The organism is Sediminibacter sp. Hel_I_10, from assembly GCF_000688335.1.
GTDB lineage: Bacteria > Bacteroidota > Bacteroidia > Flavobacteriales > Flavobacteriaceae > Psychroserpens.
Genome location: NZ_JHZX01000001.1, coordinates 482,599 through 508,548, shown reverse-complemented (window position 1 = coordinate 508,548; position 25,950 = coordinate 482,599). Strand labels below are relative to the sequence as shown.

The 25,950-nt window shown below is 38.5% G+C and carries 20 protein-coding genes, 2 tRNA genes, 3 rRNA genes and 1 other RNA gene; 13 read left to right on the top strand and 13 right to left on the bottom strand.

What is annotated here, in order from left to right; all coding sequences use genetic code 11:
• Complete coding sequence (locus P176_RS0102215) at nucleotides 1-1,074, top strand: adenylate/guanylate cyclase domain-containing protein (RefSeq protein WP_026753166.1); 1,074 nt, start codon at nucleotides 1-3, stop codon at nucleotides 1,072-1,074.
• Between the two features lie 76 nt (nucleotides 1,075-1,150).
• Here P176_RS0102215 and rplT read toward each other — a convergent pair whose 3' ends face one another.
• From rplT to thrS, 4 genes are all read right to left on the bottom strand, one after another.
• Nucleotides 1,151-1,495 (bottom strand): 50S ribosomal protein L20, encoded by a 345-nt coding sequence (gene rplT / locus P176_RS0102210; RefSeq protein ID WP_026753165.1) that lies wholly within the window; start codon nucleotides 1,493-1,495, stop codon nucleotides 1,151-1,153.
• A 131-nt stretch (nucleotides 1,496-1,626) separates the two neighbouring features.
• Nucleotides 1,627-1,824: a 50S ribosomal protein L35 gene (gene rpmI / locus P176_RS0102205; protein ID WP_026753164.1), complete on the bottom strand. Its 198-nt coding sequence runs from the start codon at nucleotides 1,822-1,824 to the stop codon at nucleotides 1,627-1,629.
• A gap of 100 nt (nucleotides 1,825-1,924) precedes the next feature.
• Nucleotides 1,925-2,440 (bottom strand): translation initiation factor IF-3, encoded by a 516-nt coding sequence (infC, locus tag P176_RS0102200; protein ID WP_231481165.1) that lies wholly within the window; start codon nucleotides 2,438-2,440, stop codon nucleotides 1,925-1,927.
• Between the two features lie 72 nt (nucleotides 2,441-2,512).
• The gene (thrS, locus tag P176_RS0102195; protein WP_026753162.1) at nucleotides 2,513-4,456 is read right to left on the bottom strand and encodes a threonine--tRNA ligase; all 1,944 of its coding nucleotides are present in this window, start codon (nucleotides 4,454-4,456) and stop codon (nucleotides 2,513-2,515) included.
• A 690-nt stretch (nucleotides 4,457-5,146) separates the two neighbouring features.
• On the opposite strand from thrS, the gene P176_RS0102190 reads away from it, so the two are divergent.
• The 5 genes from P176_RS0102190 to rrf all read left to right on the top strand — a co-directional run bounded on the left by P176_RS0102190 (nucleotide 5,147) and on the right by rrf (nucleotide 10,348).
• Nucleotides 5,147-6,666 (top strand): 16S ribosomal RNA (locus P176_RS0102190).
• 88 nt (nucleotides 6,667-6,754) lie between these two features.
• Nucleotides 6,755-6,828, top strand: a tRNA-Ile gene (locus P176_RS0102185).
• A gap of 167 nt (nucleotides 6,829-6,995) precedes the next feature.
• Nucleotides 6,996-7,072, top strand: a tRNA-Ala gene (locus P176_RS0102180).
• A gap of 221 nt (nucleotides 7,073-7,293) precedes the next feature.
• Nucleotides 7,294-10,122 (top strand): 23S ribosomal RNA (locus P176_RS0102175).
• A gap of 116 nt (nucleotides 10,123-10,238) precedes the next feature.
• A 5S ribosomal RNA gene (gene rrf / locus P176_RS0102170) occupies nucleotides 10,239-10,348 on the top strand.
• Together the 16S, 23S and 5S rRNA genes with 2 tRNA genes alongside form the textbook arrangement of a ribosomal RNA operon.
• Before the next feature lie 724 nt (nucleotides 10,349-11,072).
• Here the strand turns inward: rrf and P176_RS0102165 are convergent.
• From P176_RS0102165 to P176_RS0102150, 4 genes are all read right to left on the bottom strand, one after another.
• On the bottom strand, nucleotides 11,073-12,632 hold the full coding sequence (locus tag P176_RS0102165) for a hypothetical protein (RefSeq protein ID WP_026753161.1): 1,560 nt from the start codon (nucleotides 12,630-12,632) through the stop codon (nucleotides 11,073-11,075).
• Between the two features lie 74 nt (nucleotides 12,633-12,706).
• Nucleotides 12,707-13,447, bottom strand: coding sequence for a hypothetical protein (locus tag P176_RS0102160; protein ID WP_026753160.1), 741 nt, complete (start codon nucleotides 13,445-13,447; stop codon nucleotides 12,707-12,709).
• 97 nt (nucleotides 13,448-13,544) lie between these two features.
• Nucleotides 13,545-13,934, bottom strand: a complete 390-nt coding sequence (locus tag P176_RS0102155; protein ID WP_026753159.1) for a thioesterase family protein — start codon at nucleotides 13,932-13,934, stop codon at nucleotides 13,545-13,547.
• 3 nt (nucleotides 13,935-13,937) lie between these two features.
• Nucleotides 13,938-14,969, bottom strand: a complete 1,032-nt coding sequence (locus P176_RS0102150) for a glutaminyl-peptide cyclotransferase (RefSeq protein WP_026753158.1) — start codon at nucleotides 14,967-14,969, stop codon at nucleotides 13,938-13,940.
• Nucleotides 14,970-15,057: 88 nt separating this feature from the next.
• On the opposite strand from P176_RS0102150, the gene ffs reads away from it, so the two are divergent.
• The 3 genes from ffs (at nucleotide 15,058) to fsa (ending at nucleotide 16,848) form a co-directional block, all read left to right on the top strand.
• An RNA gene (ffs, locus tag P176_RS20190) (signal recognition particle sRNA small type) lies at nucleotides 15,058-15,156 on the top strand.
• A gap of 111 nt (nucleotides 15,157-15,267) precedes the next feature.
• Nucleotides 15,268-16,071, top strand: coding sequence for an SDR family oxidoreductase (locus P176_RS0102145; protein WP_026753157.1), 804 nt, complete (start codon nucleotides 15,268-15,270; stop codon nucleotides 16,069-16,071).
• A gap of 120 nt (nucleotides 16,072-16,191) precedes the next feature.
• A complete protein-coding gene (gene fsa, locus P176_RS0102140; RefSeq protein ID WP_026753156.1) occupies nucleotides 16,192-16,848 on the top strand; it encodes a fructose-6-phosphate aldolase in 657 nt (218 codons plus the stop codon).
• Between the two features lie 41 nt (nucleotides 16,849-16,889).
• Here fsa and P176_RS18840 read toward each other — a convergent pair whose 3' ends face one another.
• Nucleotides 16,890-18,335 carry a hypothetical protein gene (locus P176_RS18840; protein ID WP_197022131.1) on the bottom strand — a complete coding sequence of 482 codons (1,446 nt, stop codon included), beginning with the start codon at nucleotides 18,333-18,335 and terminating at the stop codon, nucleotides 16,890-16,892.
• Nucleotides 18,336-18,572: 237 nt separating this feature from the next.
• Here P176_RS18840 and P176_RS0102130 point away from each other — a divergent pair, with 237 nt between their 5' ends.
• Nucleotides 18,573-20,198, top strand: a complete 1,626-nt coding sequence (locus P176_RS0102130; protein ID WP_026753155.1) for an ABC-F family ATP-binding cassette domain-containing protein — start codon at nucleotides 18,573-18,575, stop codon at nucleotides 20,196-20,198.
• Between the two features lie 88 nt (nucleotides 20,199-20,286).
• On the opposite strand, the gene P176_RS0102125 is transcribed toward P176_RS0102130, so the two are convergent.
• A complete protein-coding gene (locus P176_RS0102125) occupies nucleotides 20,287-20,538 on the bottom strand; it encodes a putative signal transducing protein (RefSeq protein WP_026753154.1) in 252 nt (83 codons plus the stop codon).
• A gap of 372 nt (nucleotides 20,539-20,910) precedes the next feature.
• Here P176_RS0102125 and P176_RS0102120 point away from each other — a divergent pair, with 372 nt between their 5' ends.
• The 3 genes from P176_RS0102120 (at nucleotide 20,911) to P176_RS0102110 (ending at nucleotide 24,452) form a co-directional block, all read left to right on the top strand.
• The gene (locus tag P176_RS0102120; RefSeq protein WP_026753153.1) at nucleotides 20,911-21,429 is read left to right on the top strand and encodes a fasciclin domain-containing protein; all 519 of its coding nucleotides are present in this window, start codon (nucleotides 20,911-20,913) and stop codon (nucleotides 21,427-21,429) included.
• Between the two features lie 261 nt (nucleotides 21,430-21,690).
• Entirely contained in the window at nucleotides 21,691-23,904 is a 2,214-nt protein-coding gene (gene katG / locus P176_RS0102115; protein WP_026753152.1) for a catalase/peroxidase HPI, read from the top strand.
• Between the two features lie 74 nt (nucleotides 23,905-23,978).
• The gene (locus tag P176_RS0102110; RefSeq protein WP_026753151.1) at nucleotides 23,979-24,452 is read left to right on the top strand and encodes an ankyrin repeat domain-containing protein; all 474 of its coding nucleotides are present in this window, start codon (nucleotides 23,979-23,981) and stop codon (nucleotides 24,450-24,452) included.
• A 96-nt stretch (nucleotides 24,453-24,548) separates the two neighbouring features.
• On the opposite strand, the gene P176_RS0102105 is transcribed toward P176_RS0102110, so the two are convergent.
• From P176_RS0102105 to P176_RS0102095, 3 genes are all read right to left on the bottom strand, one after another.
• Complete coding sequence (locus P176_RS0102105; protein WP_026753150.1) at nucleotides 24,549-24,806, bottom strand: hypothetical protein; 258 nt, start codon at nucleotides 24,804-24,806, stop codon at nucleotides 24,549-24,551.
• 33 nt (nucleotides 24,807-24,839) lie between these two features.
• A complete protein-coding gene (locus tag P176_RS0102100; RefSeq protein ID WP_026753149.1) occupies nucleotides 24,840-25,148 on the bottom strand; it encodes a co-chaperone YbbN in 309 nt (102 codons plus the stop codon).
• An 80-nt stretch (nucleotides 25,149-25,228) separates the two neighbouring features.
• Nucleotides 25,229-25,873, bottom strand: a complete 645-nt coding sequence (locus tag P176_RS0102095; RefSeq protein WP_026753148.1) for a peroxiredoxin — start codon at nucleotides 25,871-25,873, stop codon at nucleotides 25,229-25,231.
• Nucleotides 25,874-25,950 lie beyond the last annotated feature (77 nt).

Below are 25,950 nucleotides of genomic sequence, written 5' to 3'. Positions count from 1 at the left end.
ATGTATAACGTAAAACTCTTTTTTAAGCAACTTTGGTTTGCCATTCTCTTTTGGATCATTGCCTGCAGCTTATTCATATTTATTAGATTTTTAGCACACGGGCAGGAGCAAGGTGTAGAATATGTTAACCCCGATAATATAGTTCCTCCGACAGAGTGGATGCATTTTGGGATTATTTTGGGCATTATCGTGGGTGTGCTATATGCCATTGTGGAATTTTTGTTCGAAAAATTTATCACTAAAAACATTTATTTGGGTATTGCAGTGGTGAGCAAAATTGTAATTTATGTCGTCATTCTTATATTTTCGCTCTCTTTTATATTGCGGTTAATAGAGATCCAAATGGATATAGACCTTCCTAATGATGAACGTTGGTGGTTAGACAATCCGATTTTTTGGTTAGCGGCCATTTACTTTTTCCTCTCATCTTTCATCTTTCTCTTTATTAAATTAGCTAATGAAAAATTCGGAAAAGGAATTTTGTTCAATATGCTCATTGGTAAATACCGAAGACCTACCGAAGAAGAGCGTATTTTTATGTTTATCGATTTAAAATCGTCTACGACCATTGCTGAAGAGTTAGGTCATTATGCCTATAGCCAATTGATACAGGATTGTTTTTTCGATTTAAATAAAACGATTAATAGGTACAGCGGTGAGATCTATCAATATGTAGGTGATGAAGCGGTGATTAGTTGGAAATTTGAAAAAGGTATCAAACGTAATAACTGTGTCGACCTATATTTCGCATTTCAAAGACAATTGACAAGACGCTCAAAATATTATAATAAGAAATATGGACAGCTGCCATTTTTTAAAGCAGCATTGCACGGCGGAAAGTTAATTATCGCTGAAGTAGGAACCATTAAAAAGGAGCTTGCCTTTCATGGAGACGTCATTAATACAACGGCCAGAATCCAAGGCGAGTGCAATACCTATGGAGAGGCCTTATTGGTATCTGAGGAATTATTGGATAAGCTGAAATTAAAATCGAAGTATACCTCCAAACACATGGGGGAGGTGTTGTTAAAAGGAAAGCACGACACACTAAATATTCATGCGATTCATAATTAAATAAAAATAAAAAATCCGACTCTAGAAAGAGTCGGATTTTTATTAGCGAATCGTTGTTATTATTTAGGCGTCAGCCTTATTTGATTTTGTTGACTAAAGCTTCAAAAGCTTCTGGGTTGTTCATCGCTAAATCGGCAAGTACCTTACGGTTCAATCCGATATTGTTAGCTTTAAGTTTCCCCATAAATTTTGAATAGCTCATACCGTGTTGTCTTGCACCAGCGTTAATACGCATAATCCATAACGAACGGAAATTTCTCTTCTTTGCTCTACGGTCTCTATACGAATATTGCATCGCTTTGTCAACCGCATTTTTTGCTACTGTCCAAACGTTTTTACGTCTTCCGAAGTAACCTTTTGCTTGTTTTAGAACCTTTTTTCTTCTGGCTCTCTTTGCTACTGAATTTACTGATCTTGGCATTTCTTAAATTTGTTTTTTGTAGTAGGCGGTCGATGATCGACGCTTTTTGTATTACTGCTGTCGCATTGAGCGCAGTGGTAATATTAGCCTAACTCCATGGTTTATAAATTGTGTTAACCTTTAAAAATCAATTACTTCAAACGAAGCATGATTTTAACGTTGTTCTCATCGGCTTTGTGTACCAAAGTGTCATGAGTTAAAGCTAGCTTACGCTTCTTAGATTTTTTAGTCAAGATGTGACTCTTAAAAGCGTGCTTTCTTTTAATTTTACCAGTACCCGTTAATTTAAAACGTTTCTTGGCACTTGATTTAGTTTTCATTTTAGGCATTGTTTCCTAGTTTTATTTACGGTTCGCTTAATTATTAGCCCAAGATTTGATCTCGGGCATTTTTTTATAATGAGATACTGTATTATCAGTACCTACAAATTTACTTTGTTTTTTTAGGAGCGATGAACATCGTCATACGCTTTCCTTCTAACCTTGGCATTTGTTCAACCTTACCAAGTTCTTCCAAATCTTGTGCTAATCTTAATAGCAAGATCTGTCCTTGTTCTTTAAAAACAATGGATCGTCCTTTAAAGAATACGAAAGCTTTAAGCTTTGCGCCATCTTTCAAGAATTTTTCGGCATGTTTCTTTTTAAACTCGTAATCATGATCATCTGTTTGAGGACCAAATCTGATTTCTTTCACAGTCACCTTGCTGGCTTTCGCTTTTAAGACTTTCTCTCTCTTCTTCTGTTCGTAAAGAAACTTCTTATAGTCCATAACTTTACATACAGGAGGCTCAGCCTTAGGGGATATTTCAACTAAGTCCAATCCCTGTTCATCGGCAAAGCCCATGGCTTCCTTAATTGAATAGACACCAACCTCTACATTATCACCAACGACTCTTACTTTTTCGGCTCTAATTTTAGAATTGATTCTGTGCTGATCTTCTTTCACTACTCGCTTGGAGTAATTTCTTCTACGTATTGCTATGACTTATATAATTTTAGTTAAACTTAAATGCTTTATTTATTTGAATGTTTTTAATGTTCTGCTGATTTCTTTTTCAACAATAAGAGAAAAATCTTCAATGCTTATCATCCCTAAATCTTCACCACCATGTTGACGTACCGAGATTTTTGCTTCATTTTCCTCATTCTCACCTACGATAATCATAAATGGCACTTTAGCCATCTCTGCTTCACGAATCTTTTTTCCAATCGTTTCGTTACGGTTATCTACAAGTGCGCGAATTTCGTGATTTTCTAGCGATTTTAAAACTTTTTCAGCGTATTTTTCATATTTCTCACTAATTGACAGTACCATAGCTTGTGTAGGCATGAGCCAGAGCGGGAAATTACCCCCTGTGTGCTCTAGTAAAATTGCTATAAATCGTTCCATGCTACCAAAAGGCGCACGGTGTATCATTACAGGTCTATGCATTTCATTATCACTACCTTTATAAGTAAGGTCAAAACGTTCAGGTAAGTTATAATCTACTTGAATGGTTCCCAATTGCCAATTACGGCCTAGGGCATCTTTGACCATGAAGTCCAATTTCGGACCGTAAAACGCTGCTTCTCCTGTTTCAACTACGTAATCAAGCCCTTTATCTATGGCGGCATTTAATATGGCATCTTCTGCCTTTTTCCAATTTTCATCACTCCCAATATACTTTTCGGGAGTTTCTGGATCTCTCAAAGAAACTTGAGCTTTAAAGTTTTCAAAGCCTAAAGACCCAAAAACATAGAGTACAAGATCAATAACATCCTTAAATTCTTTATCAAGTTGATCTGGCATACAAAAAATGTGGGCGTCATCTTGGGTAAAGCCACGTACGCGTGTTAGTCCATGCAACTCTCCACTTTGCTCATACCTATATACGGTGCCAAACTCGGCATAGCGTTTTGGTAGTTCCTTATATGAAAATGGTTTGGCATTATATATTTCACAATGGTGAGGGCAGTTCATGGGCTTGAGCAAAAATTCCTCTCCTTCAGCCGGAGTAGTAATAGGCTGAAAACTATCTGCGCCATATTTTGCAAAGTGTCCAGAAGTGACATAAAGTTCCTTTTGGCCTATATGTGGTGTTACCACCATTTCGTATCCTGCTTTTTTCTGCGCTTGCTTCAAAAAGTTCTCTAAGCGCTCTCTTAAAGCTGCGCCTTTAGGCAGCCACAAGGGTAATCCTTGACCTACTTTTTGTGAAAATGTAAAAAGTTCAAGTTCCTTACCTAATTTTCGGTGATCTCGTTTTTTTGCTTCTTCAAGTAATTCTAAATATTCTGTAAGCTCTTTTTGCTTCGGAAATGAGATACCATACAATCTCGTGAGTTGTTTGTTTTTTTCGTCTCCTCTCCAATAAGCGCCAGCGACTGAAAGTAATTTCACCGCTTTAACGATTCCTGTATTTGGAATGTGACCGCCACGGCACAAATCTGTAAATGTCGCATGATCACAAAAGGTGATTGTACCATCCTCTAAATTCTCAATAAGTTCTACCTTATATTCATTATCCTGAGATTTATAAAGCTCTAGAGCTTCGCCCTTGGTAACAGATCTCATATTGAACTCATATTTACCACGTGCAATTTCAATCATCTTGTTTTCGATGGTTTTGAAATCCTTTTCTGAAATGCTTTGTTCTCCAAGATCGACATCATAGTAAAAGCCATTCTCGATTGCAGGACCAATGGAAAGCTTAACACCAGGATAAAGCTCTTCCAATGCCTGTGCTAAAATATGTGCAGAAGAATGCCAAAAGGCTTTTTTGCCCTCGTCATCATTCCATGTATATAATATGAGTGCTCCATCTTCTTCTAGAGCCGTTGTTGTTTCTATCGTAGTTCCGTTGAAATTGGCAGAGATAACGTTTCTGGCAAACCCTTCACTAATACTTTTTGCAACGTCAATTGGTGACGCGCCTTTTTCAAACTGTTTTACATCACCGTTTGGTAGAGTAATATGGATCATTATATAAGGTTGTTTGTATTGAAGGGCAAAGATAGTAGGATTAAAAATGACAAACAATAATATCTATACCATATCACTGACATTATCAATAATGAGTTTCATGTATTATAATAGGACTATATATAATATGAGGATACAATATATACTACACAATAAATACGACACGATATATATGATTGCTTATATATGTTTTAGACTGTATAGGATGTATCCTATATATAGATGTATTTAAGGGAAAGCTTGTTTTGGGTATGATTTAGGTGTTTTGGGGTTAGGTTAAGGTTAAGGGTCGGTAAATTTAAAACGTAAGTTATTGTATTATAGAGTTTAGAAAAAAACTTCAAAAAAAGGTTTAATAAAGTTTGGTTGTAAAAAGAAAAGGGTGGTATATTTGCACCCGCCAAACGCATCAGCTAAGGCGCAACGTTCACGGTTTTTTTAGCGGATTAAAAGGGTTAGAAAAATAAAATAAAAAAAACTTCAAAAAAGTTTGCCGGGTTCGAAAAAGGGTTTTATATTTGCACCCGCTTAGCACACATAGTGCGCTAACAAAGAAAAAGAAAGTTCATTAACATATTGAATTGACAGCGTAAAATGAGAGATTGTTGGAAACGGCATCTCTCGAAAAGAACAAACCATTTTGAGTACTGAACACCATTCCTTGGTCGTCTAGAAGTTATTTAAGATTAGACGATGAAGAGTTTGATCCTGGCTCAGGATGAACGCTAGCGGCAGGCCTAACACATGCAAGTCGAGGGGTAACAGGGAGCTTGCTCCGCTGACGACCGGCGCACGGGTGCGTAACGCGTATGCAACCTACCTTTTACAGGGGAATAGCCCAGAGAAATTTGGATTAATGCCCCATAGTGACCCTTGGTCGATTGGCCTGGGGGTCTAAAGATTTATCGGTAAAAGATGGGCATGCGTTCTATTAGCTAGATGGTGTGGTAACGGCACACCATGGCTACGATAGATAGGGGCCCTGAGAGGGGGATCCCCCACACTGGTACTGAGACACGGACCAGACTCCTACGGGAGGCAGCAGTGAGGAATATTGGACAATGGAGGCAACTCTGATCCAGCCATGCCGCGTGCAGGAAGACGGCCCTATGGGTTGTAAACTGCTTTTATACGGGAAGAAACCCGCCCACGTGTGGGCGGCTGACGGTACCGTAAGAATAAGGATCGGCTAACTCCGTGCCAGCAGCCGCGGTAATACGGAGGATCCAAGCGTTATCCGGAATCATTGGGTTTAAAGGGTCCGTAGGTGGATTGTTAAGTCAGGGGTGAAAGTCTGCGGCTCAACCGTAGAATTGCCCTTGATACTGGCGATCTTGAGTCATTGTGAAGTAGCTAGAATATGTAGTGTAGCGGTGAAATGCATAGATATTACATAGAATACCGATTGCGAAGGCAGGTTACTAACAATGTACTGACACTGATGGACGAAAGCGTGGGTAGCGAACAGGATTAGATACCCTGGTAGTCCACGCCGTAAACGATGGTCACTAGCTGTCCGGACTTAGGTCTGGGTGGCTAAGCGAAAGTGATAAGTGACCCACCTGGGGAGTACGTTCGCAAGAATGAAACTCAAAGGAATTGACGGGGGCCGCACAAGCGGTGGAGCATGTGGTTTAATTCGATGATACGCGAGGAACCTTACCAGGGCTTAAATGTAAGTTGCATTAGCTAGAGATAGCTATTTCTTCGGACCACTTACAAGGTGCTGCATGGTTGTCGTCAGCTCGTGCCGTGAGGTGTCAGGTTAAGTCCTATAACGAGCGCAACCCCTGTTGTTAGTTGCCAGCGAGTAATGTCGGGAACTCTAGCAAGACTGCCGGTGCAAACCGCGAGGAAGGTGGGGATGACGTCAAATCATCACGGCCCTTACGTCCTGGGCTACACACGTGCTACAATGGTAGGGACAGAGAGCAGCCACTGGGCGACCAGGAGCGAATCTATAAACCCTATCACAGTTCGGATCGGAGTCTGCAACTCGACTCCGTGAAGCTGGAATCGCTAGTAATCGCATATCAGCCATGATGCGGTGAATACGTTCCCGGGCCTTGTACACACCGCCCGTCAAGCCATGGAAGCTGGGAGTGCCTGAAGTCCGTCACCGCAAGGAGCGGCCTAGGGTAAAATCGGTAACTAGGGCTAAGTCGTAACAAGGTAGCCGTACCGGAAGGTGCGGCTGGAACACCTCCTTTCTAGAGAAAGGACGGCCTTGGAGTGGCAAAATGGAAAGAGATCGTTTGTTCTTTTGCTGTCGATTTAATTTTTAAGATAAACAAGTAGAGTCTCATAGCTCAGCTGGTTAGAGCGCTACACTGATAATGTAGAGGTCGGCAGTTCGAGTCTGCCTGAGACTACAAAGCAAGCTTGTCTTGTGGTTCAAGGTCTCGATGTTATATCGGGGATTTTGAAACGTTCATTACAGATTGAAAGGAAATTTTAGAAGTTGGGTATCCCAAGTTGACGTATAGGTCATCAATTAACTGATAACTGTTAACTGATAGCCGACAACTGAAACAAAAATGGGGGATTAGCTCAGCTGGCTAGAGCGCCTGCCTTGCACGCAGGAGGTCATCGGTTCGACTCCGATATTCTCCACCAAAGTGCCCATTTATTTGGGTGTTGCCTAGAGAGCGCTGTCAATTTTATTGAAAGTGGCCCAAAAGGGACGTACAGATGATCTGTACACTGTAAAGTTCATTGACATATTGAAGAAAGATACATGAAAACGGACACGTCCTTCGGGACGTGCCAACGAAGACCGCAATGGGGACGCGAGCTCCCGTTGCGGTCGACAAACTCATTAGAAAAGACAAATAGCACAACAAGCTAAATAAGAGCGTATGGGGAATGCCTAGGCTCTCAGAGGCGATGAAGGACGCGATAAGCTGCGAAAAGCTGCGGGGATTGGCACATACAAGTTGATCCGCAGGTATCCGAATGGGGCAACCCACTATATTGAAGATATAGTATCCGCAAGGAGGCAAACCCGGGGAACTGAAACATCTAAGTACCCGGAGGAGAAGAAAACAATAGTGATTCCGAGAGTAGCGGCGAGCGAAATCGGACCAGCCCAAACCAGTACCGTTACGGCGGTGCCGGGGTTGTAGGGCCACGACATTTGAGCATGATCGAACCGGAAGCCACTGGAAAGTGGTGCCATAGCGGGTGATAGCCCCGTACGGGAAAGAGATTGTAAGATAGTGGTACCCTGAGTAGCGCGGGACACGAGTAATCCTGTGTGAATCAGTCGGGACCATCCGACAAGGCTAAATACTCCTGAGAGACCGATAGTGAACCAGTACCGTGAGGGAAAGGTGAAAAGAACCGTGAATAACGGAGTGAAAAAGATCCTGAAACCATACGCTTACAAGCGGTCGGAGCCCTTCGGGGTGACGGCGTGCCTTTTGCATAATGAGCCTACGAGTTACCGTTGCCAGCAAGGTTAAGGACTTCAGGTCCGCAGCCGTAGCGAAAGCGAGTCTGAATAGGGCGCTTTAGTTGGTAGTGGTAGACGCGAAACCGTGTGATCTACCCATGGGCAGGGTGAAGCTGTGGTAACACATAGTGGAGGCCCGAACCGGTTGACGTTGAAAAGTCTTCGGATGACCTGTGGGTAGGGGTGAAAGGCCAATCAAACTCGGAAATAGCTCGTACTCCCCGAAATGCATTTAGGTGCAGCGTTGATTTATAGTTCTGTAGAGGTAGAGCTACTGATTGGATGCGGGGGCTTCACCGCCTACCAATTCCTGACAAACTCCGAATGCTACAGAATGTTGATCAGCAGTGAGGGCATGGGTGCTAAGGTCCATGTCCGAGAGGGAAAGAACCCAGACCATCAGCTAAGGTCCCCAAATGTATGTTAAGTTGAATAAACGAGGTTGAACTGCTTAGACAGCTAGGATGTTGGCTTGGAAGCAGCCATTCATTTAAAGAGTGCGTAACAGCTCACTAGTCGAGCGGTTCGGCATGGATAATAATCGGGCATAAACATACTACCGAAGCTATGGATTTATAATTTATTATAAGTGGTAGGGGAGCATTGTAGTGTCGTCGAAGGTGTACTGTGAGGTATGCTGGAGAAGCTACAAAAGAAAATGTAGGCATAAGTAACGATAATGCGGGCGAGAAACCCGCACACCGAAAGACCAAGGTTTCCCCGGCTATGCTAATCAGCCGGGGGTCAGTCGGGACCTAACGCGAACCCGAAAGGGGAAGTGGATGGACAACAGGTTAATATTCCTGTACCTGCCCGCGCTAAAAGCGACGGAGGCGAAAAGTTGGTGCGCACTGACGGAATAGTGCGTTGAAGCGAGTGGTAACACCGCGATAGTACACTGAGGCCACGGCCAAGGTGATAATCCAGCAAATCGACTTCCAAGAAAAGCGAGCGAGGCAGCCCGTACCCCAAACCGACACAGGTGGTTGGGATGAGAATTCTAAGGTGCTCGAGAGATTCATGGCTAAGGAACTAGGCAAAATCGGCCCGTAACTTCGGGAGAAGGGTCGCCCCGCTTCGGCGGGGCCGCAGTGAAGAGGTCCAGGCGACTGTTTATCAAAAACACAGGGCTCTGCTAAATCGAAAGATGATGTATAGGGCCTGACACCTGCCCGGTGCTGGAAGGTTAAGTGGAGGGTTTAGCTTCGGCGAAGACCTGAAATGAAGCCCCAGTAAACGGCGGCCGTAACTATAACGGTCCTAAGGTAGCGAAATTCCTTGTCGGGTAAGTTCCGACCTGCACGAATGGTGCAACGATCTGGACACTGTCTCAGCCATGAGCTCGGTGAAATTGTAGTATCGGTGAAGATGCCGGTTACCCGCAGTGGGACGAAAAGACCCCGTGAACCTTTACTATAGCTTAGTATTGGCTCTGGACAAGTAATGTGTAGGATAGGTGGGAGACTTTGAAGCGGCATCGCTAGGTGCTGTGGAGTCATTGTTGAAATACCACCCTTTGCTTGTCTGGCGTCTAACCCCAGCGATGGGGGACAGTGCTTGGTGGGTAGTTTGACTGGGGTGGTCGCCTCCAAAAGAGTAACGGAGGCTTCTAAAGGTCCCCTCAGCACGCTTGGTAACCGTGCGTAGAGTGCAATGGCATAAGGGGGCTTGACTGGGAGACATACAGGTCGATCAGGTACGAAAGTAGAGCATAGTGATCCGGTGGTTCCGCATGGAAGGGCCATCGCTCAAAGGATAAAAGGTACTCCGGGGATAACAGGCTGATCTCCCCCAAGAGCTCATATCGACGGGGGGGTTTGGCACCTCGATGTCGGCTCGTCACATCCTGGGGCTGGAGAAGGTCCCAAGGGTTGGGCTGTTCGCCCATTAAAGTGGCACGCGAGCTGGGTTCAGAACGTCGTGAGACAGTTCGGTCTCTATCTACTGTGGGCGTTAGAAATTTGAGTGGACCTGACCCTAGTACGAGAGGACCGGGTTGGACGAACCTCTGGTGTACCAGTTGTTCCGCCAGGAGCATTGCTGGGTAGCTACGTTCGGAAGGGATAAGCGCTGAAAGCATATAAGCGCGAAACCCACCACAAGATGAGATTTCTTTAAAGGGCCGTGGAAGACTACCACGTTGATAGGCCGTAGGTGCAAGGGCAGTAATGTCTGTAGCCGAGCGGTACTAATAGCCCGTGGGCTTGCTGTGCGCCCGTTCTTTTCAAAACAGTGATTTATCGAACGTTTTATACATGTATATCTTTCTTCAGTATGTCAACTCATACGGTTGTGCCCCGGTAAAACGGGGCGCCTTCCGCAAAAGCCTAGGGTGGCCATTGCGACGGGGCTCACCTCTTACCATTCCGAACAGAGAAGTTAAGCCCGTCAGCGCCGATGGTACTGCGATCCAGTGGGAGAGTAGGTCGCCGCCTTTTTTCAAGTGCCCCGATGACATTATGTCGTCGGGGCATTTTTTTTTTCGCAATTTTTGAGATTGTTAAATGGCTATATAGCATAAAAATTGGAATCATTATCTTAAATCTCAATGATAATTCAGTGTTTTGGTTGGGTATTTACCCAGTCTAGCAAAGTGTAATTTATTGATAGGTGTTCTACGGTGCTGTAATTTTTAGCATCTGATCGTTTTGAAGATATTTTACACTTTATATATGGGAATGTTTTTAAAAGATAAGGCTATTGCTTGCTCATTTTCTTTCAATTAACAACTTCTAAAAAGACTTCAGCTTTCTTTGCTTTAGCTTTAAGATTTGATTATTACAGATATTTCAATCCTCGTTTTGTATTTAATAGTTTATGATATGTTCGAAGAATACATATCCATGTCTTAAACATGTTTCTATAGCGTTTATTAAGATCAACAATAGTGTCGATGCTATTTGGAAGCCAGCTGATTTTATTTAAGAATAAAACAAGATGATTTTAGACGAAATAGCTCTCAAGAATAGTATTTACTCAACACCATTTTATAGTCAACAACATAAGAAGTTCTCTTTAAAGACCTACTTATATTATTTAATCTATCATTAGAAGATAAGAGTCGCTAGACTAGAGCTGGAAATAACTAGAATCGGCATGAATTACTTCTATATCTTAGCTAATGAGAGGAGAGAAGATCTATTTTCATAAAAGATTGTAGGTTTAATCTTGGTCAAATGTGATGTGTTGGTATGCGCCAATATCCGGAGATGGATCATTATTTCTGCTAATCCCTAGGATATCTTCTGGTACATCACTAATAAATAAGGCTTGATTATTGGCTGCGGAGTTATCGCCAATGATCATCATGTTCTCAAATGGCGCTTTAAAATTGGGTTCAGCATTAAAAATACAACTATCATAGAGATCTGTATTTGCGAAATTATAGTTATCTCCAATAAAATTATCTCCACTGTCTTGGAAACGAATTAAGCAATTGGTGAATTTGAAGTTAAAGTCAAATCCGTTGATGTTATCTAATATGAGTTCAGGATTATCATTTCCATAGATGATGCAATTAGTGAAATTAGCTTCGATAAGACCGTTGCCAATATCATTATTATTTTCATCTGTAATAAAGTTATTGAGTAAAACCGACGGAAATTGTCTAAAGCTGTTGTTCCAATAATTAGCTAAAGTACAATGTGTAAAGTTATATCTACCACCCAAAGTTCCTGCGAAAGAGGATTGTCCGGAGCTGTTGATGACCAAATTTTCGCCTTCAATTGAAGTGGCGGTTGCTAAAATTCCGAAGTTACTTGAATTATAGATTTGAGAATTTGTAATTTTTAATTTTGGTTGAGCTGCATCTTGATTAAACTCACACAAAATACCCACGGTGCTATTCTTAATTGTAGCATAATTAATTTCATTAGATACACTTCCTTCAAAAAGGTAGATGGTAGACCATTGTCCGGGCACTTCAGAGAATTCTGGTTCTAATCGGTCTCCTTCAAAAATCACCTCGTTTTCTAGAGCTTCTTGATCTGCACTAAGTTCTCCATTAACTTTCAATGAAGCATTATTAGTGATTAATAAACCAGAATTGGCATGAAAGTGGACTCTTGCACCTGCTTCTATAGTAAGAATATCTCCTTCATCTACGGCTGCAAATCCATAGATTACATAGGGCTTCTCATTGGTAAAAGTTAATTCTTCTTCTTGTAAAAAACGACCTTGTAGATTAGTGTTGTCAGGAGTACCATCACCATCAGCATCAAAACTTAAGGTTTCTATCATACCGTCAAGATCTTGATTGGGGTAAATAAAAATCGCATCTTTTACAAGTGTCACCAATTCAACTTTTTGTAGATTATTATCACTATCAAATTCTATAGCATCTGTATACAAAAATTGCAAACTGTTTTGAGATAAACTCTGAATATCTAGAGTGGTCTCAACAAAAATAAACAAGCTATCCTTTGCTAATATTTCTACGTTATTGAATTTCTTACCTGCCATACCGTCTACATTAAGTCGATAATTTGAATTTTGTCCTTGGGCTAAACGAACGGTAGGAATAGAAATATCTTCATTACTTCTATTATAAACTTTTAGATTATAGGTGCTAGAGCCGATGTTGGTGAAGACAGTATCTAGATAAATGGTGTCTTTCGAAAAAGTGAGGTCGCCAGTACTAGGAGAGAAATCAAAATCGTTTCTGCATGAGCTCCAAAACACTAAAAAGAAAGATACTAGTAAGAAATATGCAATTTGTTTCATTGTCTATATATAAGATGGCTTAAAAGTATAACTTTTGAAACCAACTTTTAGTATGAAAAACTATATTTTGGTATCTAGTCTTTGGTGTTTTTTTCTATCAAGGTATTGAATTCCTTGCTGTAGGTTAAAAACAACTCTAACAGTTCCATGCTTCGCTGTTCTGAGATTAATTTGATATGTATGTTTTTAGCAGAACAATATTCAAAAAATAAGAATTGATGATCTTTGGCAATACCTAATTCTTCTGAAAGCATTTTAGGAGTGAAAAATTGATCTTTTTCAAACAATTTTTTAAAATCATCTGCAGCAGCATAACTTATTTCTGGAGTAGATTTCTTCTTTTTAAAAAGTTTACCAATCAATTTTGCTATAGCCACGAAGTCCATATTGCCATTGGATGGTGCACTATAGAGGTATGGTCTATTTTTAACATCATTGGCAATTTGGTTATTGGTCTGAGTCACCACTGCAATACTATCAAACTTACGATCTTCCCTTTTTATGATTTCTACAGCGTCTAATTCGTTTGTGAATTTTGTAAGTTCAAACACGAAGGTATTTTTAAAATGAACGGCTTCAACCGTAATATGTAGTTTATTGTGAAATAAAGAATGAAGTACTAAGCGATCTCCAATTTCGGCTTCAATCGAAAAGTTTCCTTCATCGTTCGAAAATTCAATGGTGTTTTGCGTTTCATTATAGATTCTAGCACCTTTAACGGTGGTGACATCGTCGTAAACTTTGCCTTTTAAAGTTTGTTGGGCAACTATGATATAAGGACTTAACAGAAATAATAAAATGTAAAACTTTGACACAAGTGAGATTGATTAGGTCGATTATTTGTAAATAAATAAAAACCTAAGAAAAAAAGAATGCGATTATCTTTTTTTTAACAGCACTTTTATGATGTCTTTAACTAAACAAGTTTTTTATATCAGAGGTGATTCGTGCAGGCTTATTTGTTTTATGAGACATTAAGCACCATATCGTTTCTGAAGTAGTTAATAGTTTATTGGTGTTCTTGTTATAAACTTCTACTTGTCTTGTGGAGCGAACACCTTCTGCTTTGGTAACAAAGGTCTTTACTCTAAGAACGTCTCCTAAGATCGCTTCTGCTTTATACTGAATGTGGTGACTGAGCATGATCCAATAATAGGAGTCCAGTATAGAAGCATCTGTTTTAGATTCCCAATGCTCTTGTGCAATGTCTTGAACCCACTCTACATAGCGCACGTTATTTACGTGACTGCGTTGATCGATATCGTCTTGTTTAACGACTATATGTTTTTCGTACGATTGCATTCTTTACTTTTCAAAAACTTCAACTTCAAATAATTTATCCCATCGTTTACCTGTAACAAAGATAGTTTTGGTTTCTGGATTATAAGCAATACCATTAAGGACATCTAAACCAGGATGTTGTTTTACCAATTTACGAAGTGGAGAGAAATCAATAACGCCCTCTACGGCACCATTTTTAGGATTGATAATGGCCACTCCATTTTTTTGATAACGGTTAGCATAGATTTTTCCATCAATCCATTCCATTTCATTGATCCCAATAATTTTTCCTTTATTGGTATACACTTGAATTTTATCAGTTTCGGTTAAGGTCTCAGGATTAAGATACCAAATTTGCTCTGTCCCATCAGACTTATAAATAATAGTCTCGTCATTACAAAGCCCCCAGCCTTCTTTACTTTTGCCATAGGTGAATGAACTTTCTTTTTCAAAGGTTTCTACATCGTAAACAAATCCCGTATTTTCTTGCCAGGTCAATTGATAGATGTTATCATTAAGAATGGTGATGCCCTCTGCAAAATACTGATCTGACAAATTGATATTTTTTAAAACTTCTCCTGTTTTAAAATCTACTTTGCGAAGTTTTGATTCTTTATACTGCCCTGTACTTTCGTAAAGTTCATTTTTAAAAAACTCTAGACCTTGAGTATAAGACGTGATATCATGAGGATACTCATTGATAATTTTATAGTCGTAGATTTTAGGTTGTACATTATTTAAAATTGTGATCGTATGAGATATACTTTCCTCAGAGTCGCTCATTTTGACAAGAGCGGTAATGCGTTGTAGTCCTAACTTTTCATCCCTAAGTAGACTGTTTGCCTCAATGTTTTCGCCATTCAATTGATATGAAATGGAAGAAATCTCAAGGTTTTCAGGATTATTGAGTTTCAAGTTTAAGCTATCTCCTAAAGAAATGACGTTATTTTTCACATTAGTATCAATGGAAAGTGATTTTTTTTTATGGCCAGAGTTTCCACAGTTGATAAAAAAAACACTCAAGCTAATGAGTATGAAACCTTTAATAGTAGTCATAAGAACCGTATATTTTACTGCAAGTTATTTATTTAAATTCAGTTTAAAAAATCATTGCCAAAGTATTAAAAGATTGTATCTTTGCCGACGGCAAGTCCTACACAACCAGCTCCTATTGAATCCCCCAGGGCGGGAACGCAGCAAGGGTAGATGGTCGTAGCGGTGTGATGTAGGTAGCTTGCCATTTTTTGTACCCTATTGTGAAATCTTGAAGGCCGTTAGCGCATCAAGATTTTTTTTATTTTGACCCAGATCTAAAATATCATTCTTAATTTTATAATCTAAAACGTTTTTGGTTATGCAGAAGGTGGTTTTGATTACAGGTGGGTCTTCCGGAATAGGAAAGTCTATAGGTGAGTTCTTATTGTCTAAAGGGTTTTTGGTTTATGGAACAAGCAGAAATACCAGCAAATATCCAGAAAGCTTATTTCCATTAATTACTTTAGACGTAACCCAAACAGCTAGTGTTGCAGCATGTGTTCAAGAAGTTTTTGAGCTACATCAACGTTTAGATGTTGTCATCAATAACGCGGGTGCAGGAATTACAGGCCCATTAGAAGAAATTCCCACTGAAGAAATCAAACGTAATTTTGAAACCAATCTCTTTGGTCCTATTGAAGTTATAAAGTGCGTTTTGCCTTTTATGAGGGCTCAAAAAAGCGGATTGATCATTAATGTGACCTCTATTGCAGGTTATATGGGATTGCCTTACCGTGGTCCTTATAGTGCTAGTAAAGGAGCGTTAGAGTTGATAACCGAGGCATTCAGGATGGAAACCCAATCTTTCGGTATTAAAATGACCAATGTGGCACCTGGGGATTTTGCAACCAATATTGCAGCAGGACGCTATCATGCTCCCGTAAAAACCGATTCTGCTTACAAAACATCTTATGGCAATACATTAAAGCTTATGGACAATCACGTTGATGAAGGACAGGATCCCGCGTTAATGGCTAAAGCTGTATACCAAATCATCAATACACCAAATCCGAAAATTCATTATAAAATTGGAAACGTCATGCAAAAATTTTCAATTTTGCTCAAACGTGTTCTCCCTGATAAAACTTATGAAAAAATGCTGATGAAGCATTTCGGACTTTAGTTTTGTGTCCTCCATATATATTTACCTTCGCTTCTTAATTGTTAATATCATTTGATATCATTTTCTACGGAAATTTTATCAAATGTGTAATTTTGAATGATACTAATTAAAGCAAAACAGATGAAGTTTTTTATTGATACCGCAAATTTAGACCAGATTAGAGAAGCCCAAGATATGGGTATTTTAGATGGTGTGACTACAAACCCTTCGCTTATGGCTAAAGAAGGAATTACAGGTCATGACAATATTATGAAGCATTATGTTAATATCTGCAATATTGTAGATGGAGATGTTTCTGCGGAAGTTATTGCAACAGATTATGACGGTATGGTTAGAGAAGGGGAGGCCCTTGCTGATTTACACGATCAAATTGTTGTAAAGTTACCAATGATTAAAGATGGTATTAAAGCCTGTAAATATTTTACAGATAAAGGCATTAAAACAAACGTGACTTTGGTCTTTTCTCCTGGGCAAGCCTTATTGGCAGCTAAGGCTGGGGCCACTTATGTATCTCCATTTATCGGTAGATTAGATGATATTTCTACAGATGGTCTTAATCTTATTGCTGAAATAAGAATGATCTATGACAATTATGGATTTGAAACTGAAATTTTAGCAGCATCTGTACGTCATACCATGCACGTCATTGATTGTGCAAAATTAGGAGCGGATGTAATGACAGGACCTTTAAGCTCAATAACAGGATTGCTTAAACACCCGTTAACTGATATTGGTTTAGAGAAATTTCTAGCAGATTATAATAAAGGAAACGCGTAATCTAAATTTAAAATTTCCGAAGAAGAGAACTCTCTATAAATTTATTTACTAAAGGCGATTTTAGATTGGCTTGAGTCTGCAACCAGACTTTCAATTTCATTAGCAATCTCGTCACTGAAGAGATTGGCATTAGAATTAATGATAATGCCATTCTCATCAGTTAAAATCACTTTGTGAGAATAAGCAATAGCAAAGGTTTGTACAGCTTCATTGGGGTTTTTGAAAATATACTCATTTTGTGTAGGATACTTTAAAAGACTCAAGGTCTTTTTCCAAGAGCTGGTGTCCATATCATTTATATTAATAGCAATAAAATCTACTTCGGGATATCTTGCTTTCAAGCTTCGCATCATGTAATGACTGTTGCGATAATGCATTTTAAAGTTAGAAGACCAGCAATACACTACCGTAGGTTTCTGGATGATGGTTCGAAGATTTTTCGTGTTATTGTTAAAATCAACTACCTTTATATTAGGAATTAAATTACCCGGATAAAGCTTAATTGTTGAAGATACTAAGTTTTCTAAATAAAGTTTATCTTCTTCACTGGTGGTTTTTTCAAGATAGGAGGCTAACATGCTTCTTGATTGTTCAGCACTGTTACTATTAAATACAAATACTCTCGTAGCATGTTTCAGTACGTAATTTTTGATAGTTTCATTTTCTATAGTACTGTCAATCAATCTTAATTTTTCTAGATTGTAATCCAAAGCCTGTCTGTCAAAAGTATGATGGTTGCCGTTGTGATAGTACTTCTTAAGACCTGAGTTATGAAAATACCAATTCATGAAATTATTGTAGCTGTAAACACCACTTAAATTCACGTTATTAAAATCGACATCTTTTCTGTAATTATAAAAGTCTTCGGGTAAATCCTTAACATGAATTAATTTATTATTACCAAAATATCCAAAAGGGTACATTTCCAAATAGGCGTAGTAATTGTAGTCTATACTAGATTTTGCAATATTTCTAAAAAGCTCAGAAGTTTCGTTTTCACTAATAAAACGGTCTAAATTTTCTAGTTTTTTATCTTTTATGGCGCCAATCTTACTTTTAAACAACTCTGGTTCTAGTTGATGATTTTTCTTAAATTTTTTATCCTCAATCTCATCATTTAAAAAAGACTTGATCAAAAAGTTGTTTTTCTTAGAGCCCTTGCCTGTGTAAACTAGAGATTCATCAAAGTCATTAGTGTTGAGCCTAAATAATAAGCTGTCATTTTTTTCAAGCAAAATGGTTTGCATCTCGCCGCCGTGTGTAAATGTGTAAAGCCCAGGATGTAGATTTTTGATATTGTAAGAAAAACGATCATCCTCATCGAGAAAGATGGTGTCTTTTTCACTGTGCGGACTGTTTAAGGTAATATAGTCATTATTGGGATTTATAATTTGTCCTCCCAAAAAAGCAACATCGCTATCCTTATTAACGCCATTACAACTTGTAAGAAGAGGTAAGGCTAATAGAGCGATCAAATAAAATTTCATAGGCATGATAGTCAAGCGGCATTTAAGTACTCAAAAATAAAGGATGTGCTCAATAACTCTTGTTAATGCGCTGTTAAATATTGATTTTGCTCAGATTAGGACCAAATTAACGCTATAAAAACATTGATTTGAACTCTCTAAAATCAATTGATTTTTTTACTTTTGCAAATTCGAACTTTCAGATTCTTTTCTTCGGAAAATGATCTAAAATAAAGATTCAATTTAAAGCATTATACTATGTTATCAGTTTCAAATTTATCGGTTCAGTTTGGTAAACGTATTCTTTTTGATGAAGTGAACGTTACCTTTAATAATGGCAATTGCTACGGGATTATCGGCGCAAATGGTGCAGGTAAATCAACGTTTCTAAACATCATTGCTGGCAAGCAAGACCCAACTTCTGGTCATGTACATTTAGAGCCAGGCAAACGCATGTCTGTTCTAGAACAAAACCACAACTTATATGATGAGCAAACGGTTTTAGAAACTGTTATTATAGGAAATAAACCTTTACACAAGTTAAAGACTGAAATTGATGCGCTTTATGCCGATTATACGGATGAAAACGCTGAAAAAATTGGAGAACTTCAAGTAGAATTTGAAGAAATGAATGGTTGGAATGCCGATAGTGATGCCGCGGCAATGCTGTCTAACCTAGGTATAAAAGAAGATATTCATTACATGCTAATGAAAGATCTCGATGGTAAACAAAAGGTTAGAGTGCTTTTGGCTCAAGCATTATTTGGAAGTCCAGATGTATTGATTATGGATGAGCCTACCAATGATTTGGATTATGAAACCATTTCTTGGCTTGAAAATTTCTTGGCTAATTATGACAACTGCGTTATTGTTGTTTCTCACGATAGACACTTTTTGGATGCTGTTTGTACGCATATTTCTGATATTGACTTCGGAAAAATCAATCAGTATTCTGGAAACTATTCTTTTTGGTACGAATCTTCTCAGCTAGCCGCGAGACAGCGCTCTCAACAAAATAAAAAGGCTGAGGAAAAGAAAAAGGAGCTCGAGGAATTTATTAGAAGATTCTCTGCCAACGTTGCCAAGTCTAAACAGGCAACCAGTAGAAAGAAGATGATTGATAAATTGAACATTTCAGATATTAAGCCATCAAGCAGACGTTACCCTGCCATTATTTTTGAAAGAGACCGTGAAGCTGGTGATCAAATCCTCAACGTCGAAGGCCTATCAGCCTCTTTAGATGGAGAAGTGCTTTTTCAAAATATCAATATCAATTTAAATAAAGGAGAGAAAGTTGTCGTGTATTCTAAAGACTCACGCGCAACTACAGCCTTTTATCAAATTATCAATGGTAAGGAAAAAGCAGACAGCGGTAAATATTCTTGGGGTGTTACCACGTCACAATCTTATTTGCCATTAGATAATAGTGATTACTTTAATAATAAACTATCCCTAGTAGATTGGTTGAGACAATGGGCCAATACAGAAGAGGAGCGTGAAGAAGTGTTTATTCGTGGCTTTTTGGGTAAAATGATCTTTAGCGGAGAAGAAGCGTTAAAAACATCAGATGTTTTATCTGGAGGAGAAAAAGTAAGATGTATGTTAAGCCGTATGATGATGGTGAGAGCTAACGTCTTAATGCTAGATGAGCCTACCAATCACTTAGATCTAGAGAGTATTACAGCATTCAATAATTCTCTTAAAAACTTTAAGGGGACCGTAATGTTTACCACTCATGATCATGAGTTTGCTCAAACCGTGGCAAATCGTGTTATAGAATTAACACCAAGTGGAGTTATCGATAGATTCATGACGTTTGATGAATACATGGATGATAAAAATATCAAGGAACAACGCGAGAAAATGTACGGCGTTCCTGCTTAAAAAAAAATAGAAATAAAAAAAGGTCGAAGTTTTAAGACTTCGCCCTTTTTTTTTATTTCTAATTCAAAATTTCCTTAATCGAAGACACTTAAGCGTCTTCATTATTTTCTTCTAACTCTTGCTTCACACCATTGATGATAGGTAATGCCTCACTTAGCTCGTCCTTATTAACGTATAGTTCCTGATAATTCTGAATTGAAGATCCAAATCCAGCAAGTCGGCCAGATTCAGATTCATCCTTAATAATGGCGTTGATGCCAGCGCTTTTTAACCGGTCCATGGCTAATTGTACGATGATAAAACTTCCAGAAAATACTTTTGTATAATTTGTTTCAGTCATGATATTCAAATTTTAGATAAGTATGAAGTTACGAAAAAAAGATACGGAAGTAGCTTATTTTAAGAGGTGATAATTTTATTTTAAGAAAAGAAAACTTGAGTTATTTAGAAGGATTTATGAGCATCATCCATTTTGGGAAACCTTCTTAAATCGAGGTTAATTATGTGTTAAAGCACAACAGCGTCAAAACCATAAGCTCGATATCTCCGTATCTATAGCAAACAACAATTAATTTAAAACAAAACGAATATGAAAATTTCAAGAAATTTATTAGGTACGGTTTTAGTCACAGCATCAATGATGGTAGCATATAATGGAACAGCTCAAGAAAAAGAGATGGCCAATAAAATGGATAAAACCAAAAAAGAGAAAATGAAGGTTGAAAAGACTATGAAGCCAGATGCAGAGGTGAAAGTTGTAGGTGGAGCGAAAATGTATCCAACAAGAACAATTGTTGAAAATGCCGTAGAGTCTAAAGATCATACCACTTTAGTTGCTGCTGTTAAAGCTGCAGATTTGGTAGAAACATTGTCAAGTGAAGGTCCTTTTACGGTATTTGCTCCAACCAATAAAGCGTTTGAAGCTTTGCCAGAAGGAACCGTTGAAACATTGTTGAAGCCAGAAAACAAAGAACAATTACAAACTATATTAACGTATCACGTTGTAGCTGGAAAATATAATGCTGCAGATATTGCAAAATTGATTGAAAAAAATAATGGTAAAGCAGAATTGGCAACTGTATCTGGAGGAACTTTAGTAGCAACGGCTAAAGATGGTAAAGTCTTTATTACCGATGAAAACGGAAATTCTTCTCAAGTAACTATTGCAGATGTTAATCAATCAAATGGAGTGATTCACGTTGTTGATGCTGTAGTTTTACCGAAAGCATAATCAGATTTTGATTTCTCTATAAATTAAGTTTGTTTCTAGAACTTAATTATATAAAGACCCGCTAGTTTTTCTAGTGGGTCTTTTCTTTTGAAATTAGTTTTAATCAGCCCTTTAGAATCACACATTATAAGATTTTTCTATGCGTTTTTCATGTTCAATAAATTATAGCAATAATCCTATAATTTATTAAAATGCTAGTAGATGATACAATCCCTTATGATTTTTATAATTTTAGGGTATAAACCTTGAAAAATTAAGATAATGGAAAGTAATCCGCACGGAAAGAATTTTGATATTAATGAAAGTTCTGCAAAGTGTCCTTTTTTAGGAGCACCGCATCAGAATGCAGCAGGCCATGGCACAACAAATCGTGATTGGTGGCCAAATGAGCTCAGACTGAATGTTTTGAGACAAAATGCATCAAAGTCTGACCCTATGGGGACAGACTTCAATTATGCAGAGGCTTTCAACAGTTTAGATTTTAATGAGCTAAAACAGGATGTTCTCAACCTGATGACAGATTCTCAAGATTGGTGGCCGGCAGATTATGGACATTATGGAGGTTTTATGATTAGAATGGCATGGCACAGTGCTGGAACTTACAGAATTAATGATGGTAGGGGAGGCGCCTGTTCAGGTACCCAGCGTTTTGCGCCAATAAACAGTTGGCCAGATAACGGGAACTTAGATAAAGCGCGTTTGTTGTTGTGGCCAATAAAAAAGAAATACGGTAAAAAAGTGTCATGGGCAGATCTCATGATTCTTGCGGGAAATTGTGCCTTAGAATCGATGGGCTTTAAGACTTTTGGTTTTGCAGGCGGGAGAGAAGACGTGTGGGAGCCAGAGCAGGATATTTATTGGGGGAGTGAAACTCAATGGGGTGCAAATGATGAACGTTATGAAAATGGAGAATTAGAAGCGCCACTTGGAGCCGTAATGATGGGATGGATTTATGTTAATCCAGAAGGTCCTAACGGAAATCCAGACCCTATGGGTTCAGCACATAATGTAAGAACAACCTTTGGTAGAATGGCGATGAATGATGAAGAAACGGTGGCTTTAGTAGCTGGAGGACATACCTTCGGAAAAGCACACGGTGCAGCAGATCCGAACACATATGTTGGAGTAGAACCTCACGGTGCCCCAATTGAAGAGATGGGAATGGGTTGGAAAAACAGTTATAAGTCTGGCGTTTTAGATGATGTGATCACTAGTGGATTAGAGGGTGCATGGACACCAAACCCAACCCAATGGGATCATGATTATTTTGACGTTTTATTAAATTATGATTGGGAATTAACTAAAAGTCCGGCAGGAGCACACCAATGGACGCCAACCGAAGCTTCTAAGGCAAGAATGGCACCAACAGCAGGTGATGCCTCAAAAACACAGGCTTTAATGATGACTACTGCAGATATTGCTCTCAAAGTAGATCCTGAATATTTAAAAATATCTAAACATTTTCACGAAAATCATAAAGCTTTTGAAGATGCCTTCGCTAGAGCTTGGTACAAATTGACGCACCGAGACATGGGGCCAATTTCTCGTTATTTGGGACCAGAAGTGCCTAAAGAAGAATTACTATGGCAAGACCCTGTTCCTACAGTAGATTATACCTTAAGTGATGCTGATATTACAACTCTTAAAAAAATGGTATTGGCATCTGGACTTTCGGTTTCTCAATTAGTGCGAACCGCTTGGTCTTCGGCATCTACCTTTAGAGGGTCAGATAAAAGAGGTGGTGCCAATGGTGCACGCATTCGCTTAGAACCACAGCGCAATTGGGCAGTCAATAATCCTGAAGAATTACATGGTATTTTAGATACTTTAGAAGGAATTCAAAAAGAATTTAGCGGAACTATTTCAATGGCCGATCTTATCGTTTTAGCAGGTACTGCTGGAGTAGAAGAAGGAGCCAGACGTGCTGGTCATGATATTCAGGTCCCTTTTACACCGGGACGAGGAGATGCATCTCAAGAACAGACCGACGCAGCATCCTTTGGTTATTTAGAACCGCAATTGGATGGGTTTAGAAATTTTAGAAAAAAGAATCAATCGCTCGTGGCAGAAACCGCATTAATAGATCGTGCTCAATTATTGACCTTATCTATTCCTGAAATGACAGTGTTAGTTGGAGGTCTTAGAGTGTTAGGTGCTAATTACGATAGTTCAAAACACGGGGTTTTTACAGATAAAGTTGGTACACTTAGCAATGATTTCTTTTCTAATCTTTTAGATCTTAATATCACTTGGAAATCAACCTCTGAAGATGAAACGCATTTTGAGGGTAGTGATCGAAAAACAGGTCAAGTTAAATTTACGGGTACTCGTGCCGATCTCATTTTTGGATCAAATTCTGAACTGAGAGCAGTTGCTGAAGTATATGCAACAGATGATGCTCAAGAAAAATTTGTGAATGATTTTGTGGCTGCTTGGACTAAGGTAATGCACTTGGATCGTTTCGATTTAAAATAAAATTTTAATAAGGACTAATAATAAAGGAACTGGTGGTAAAAGACCTGTTCCTTTTTTTTAATTGACATATAACTATGACACAAACAGAAGATCTTTTTAAAGCCATACAAGCTAATGATGATCAACGTTTAAAAGCGCTCTTAGATTTACAACCAAATTTGGTAAATACTAAGGATTCTAGAGGCTTCACTCCACTAATTTTTGCGACATATTTTGACAATATGGCCGCAGCAGAACTACTCATTCAGGCAGGTGCTGACATCAATGGAAAGGATGCTTCTAAAAACACTGCACTCATAGGCGTGAGTTTTAAGGGAAATGTACAAATTGCAGCATATTTGATTGACCATGGTGCTAACGTTGATGCGGTGAATCAAAATGGAACCACAGCTCTTATTTTTGCAGCTAGCTATAATCAAAAAGCAATGGTAGAGTTACTACTTAAGTATAAAGCAGAGGTCTCTTTAAAAGACCATGAAGGAAAAACAGCGTACGATCATGCTTTTGAAAAGGAGCACCAGCAAATTTTAGACTTGTTAAAAAATTGATGAATTGAAATAGAACATCAACTAAAAAACCACTTCGCAACTGATGATTCAGTTTGAAGTGGTTTTTAAAATTAGATATGTAGCTATTACTTAATTCTAATTATCTATCGATCCCATAACGCGCTTCATAAAGGTGTTTAGGGCATCTTTTTTAGGCGTTCCTTCCTTGACCATCTTATGGACCTCTAAGGCGCCATACATATTCGAAATCAACTCTCCAATGACGTCTAGTTCTTCATCTTTCAACGAAGAGACTTCGGTTAAATTTTCAAGAGTTTCAATAGTTTCAATTAAATAATCCTCGTCATTGTCATCTACAAATTGCGTGAGGTGTTTTATTACAGGAAGTTTCATAATGTCTTAGTTTCTAATATTGATATGCTTGACTTATATGGCCTCGCCTACAAACGTCTTTAATACTTCAAATTTGTTAGTTTGTGTTTGACTTACAAACGTTCCGTTTTTAAAAGTTGCAAAGGTTGGTAAATTATCAACTGTCGCCAATTTTCGAGACTCAGGAAACTTTTCTGCATCTGCCATAACAAAAGTAATGGACTCATGTTCCGAAGCTAATTTTTTAAATTTCGGTTTCATGATTCGGCAATTACCGCACCAACCGGCAGAGTACTGTACGATTACGGTATCATTATTTGATACCAATTCTTCTAAATTATCTTGTTCTAATTCTTTTACCATAACTGTGTTTTTAAGTTAAAAAAAATCCAGTCTCAAACCACATTTAAGTGATTTGAGCCTGGAAAATGTATGCTTTAATACTAGTTTAACTGTGCAGAAAGATATTCTTTAACACCGTCGCGATCAGCATTCATTGCTGCTTGGCCTTCTTCCCAGTTTGCAGGACAAACTTCTCCTTTTTCTTGTACGTGTGTGTAAGCATCAATTAAACGTAAAAATTCTTTTACATTTCTTCCTAATGGCATGTGATTTACACCTTCGTGAACTACAGTACCTTCTTCATCAATAATGTAAGTAGCTCTATAAGTTACATTGTCTCCTTCAACAGTAACCAAGCCGGTTTCTTCATCAAACTGTTCGTTTGTAATATCTAGAATACCTAAAGCAGATGCCAGGTTTCTGTTAGTGTCTGCTAAAATTGGGTAAGTAACACCTTCGATCCCACCATCATCTTTTTTAGTGTTTAACCAAGCAAAATGAACTTCTGGAGTATCACAAGAGGCACCAATTACTATCGTATTTCTTTTCTCAAATTCTTTTATTGCAGCTTGAAAGGCATGTAATTCTGTAGGGCACACAAAAGTAAAGTCTTTAGGGTACCAGAATAATAATACTTTCTTCTTGTTATTTATAGCTTCTTCAAGCACATTGATTTTAAAAGTATCTCCCATATCGTTCATGGCGTCTACATTTAAATTCGGGAATTTTTTTCCTACTAAAGTCATATCTATTTTTAATTTTAAGGTTTGTAATAATTTCAATACAAAGTTAGTTTGATTATGTCCTAAACAGAATAGCTATT

Coding starts and splice junctions, on each gene's coding strand:
- P176_RS0102215 (WP_026753166.1), top strand. CDS start 1: ATGTATAACGTAAAACTCTTTTTTAAGCAACTTTGGTTTGCCATTCTC.
- rplT (WP_026753165.1), bottom strand. CDS start 1,495: ATGCCAAGATCAGTAAATTCAGTAGCAAAGAGAGCCAGAAGAAAAAAG.
- rpmI (WP_026753164.1), bottom strand. CDS start 1,824: ATGCCTAAAATGAAAACTAAATCAAGTGCCAAGAAACGTTTTAAATTA.
- thrS (WP_026753162.1), bottom strand. CDS start 4,456: ATGATCCATATTACTCTACCAAACGGTGATGTAAAACAGTTTGAAAAA.
- P176_RS0102165 (WP_026753161.1), bottom strand. CDS start 12,632: ATGAAACAAATTGCATATTTCTTACTAGTATCTTTCTTTTTAGTGTTT.
- P176_RS0102155 (WP_026753159.1), bottom strand. CDS start 13,934: ATGCAATCGTACGAAAAACATATAGTCGTTAAACAAGACGATATCGAT.
- P176_RS0102150 (WP_026753158.1), bottom strand. CDS start 14,969: ATGACTACTATTAAAGGTTTCATACTCATTAGCTTGAGTGTTTTTTTT.
- P176_RS0102145 (WP_026753157.1), top strand. CDS start 15,268: ATGCAGAAGGTGGTTTTGATTACAGGTGGGTCTTCCGGAATAGGAAAG.
- fsa (WP_026753156.1), top strand. CDS start 16,192: ATGAAGTTTTTTATTGATACCGCAAATTTAGACCAGATTAGAGAAGCC.
- P176_RS18840 (WP_197022131.1), bottom strand. CDS start 18,335: ATGAAATTTTATTTGATCGCTCTATTAGCCTTACCTCTTCTTACAAGT.
- P176_RS0102130 (WP_026753155.1), top strand. CDS start 18,573: ATGTTATCAGTTTCAAATTTATCGGTTCAGTTTGGTAAACGTATTCTT.
- P176_RS0102125 (WP_026753154.1), bottom strand. CDS start 20,538: ATGACTGAAACAAATTATACAAAAGTATTTTCTGGAAGTTTTATCATC.
- P176_RS0102120 (WP_026753153.1), top strand. CDS start 20,911: ATGAAGGTTGAAAAGACTATGAAGCCAGATGCAGAGGTGAAAGTTGTA.
- katG (WP_026753152.1), top strand. CDS start 21,691: ATGGAAAGTAATCCGCACGGAAAGAATTTTGATATTAATGAAAGTTCT.
- P176_RS0102110 (WP_026753151.1), top strand. CDS start 23,979: ATGACACAAACAGAAGATCTTTTTAAAGCCATACAAGCTAATGATGAT.
- P176_RS0102105 (WP_026753150.1), bottom strand. CDS start 24,806: ATGAAACTTCCTGTAATAAAACACCTCACGCAATTTGTAGATGACAAT.
- P176_RS0102100 (WP_026753149.1), bottom strand. CDS start 25,148: ATGGTAAAAGAATTAGAACAAGATAATTTAGAAGAATTGGTATCAAAT.
- P176_RS0102095 (WP_026753148.1), bottom strand. CDS start 25,873: ATGACTTTAGTAGGAAAAAAATTCCCGAATTTAAATGTAGACGCCATG.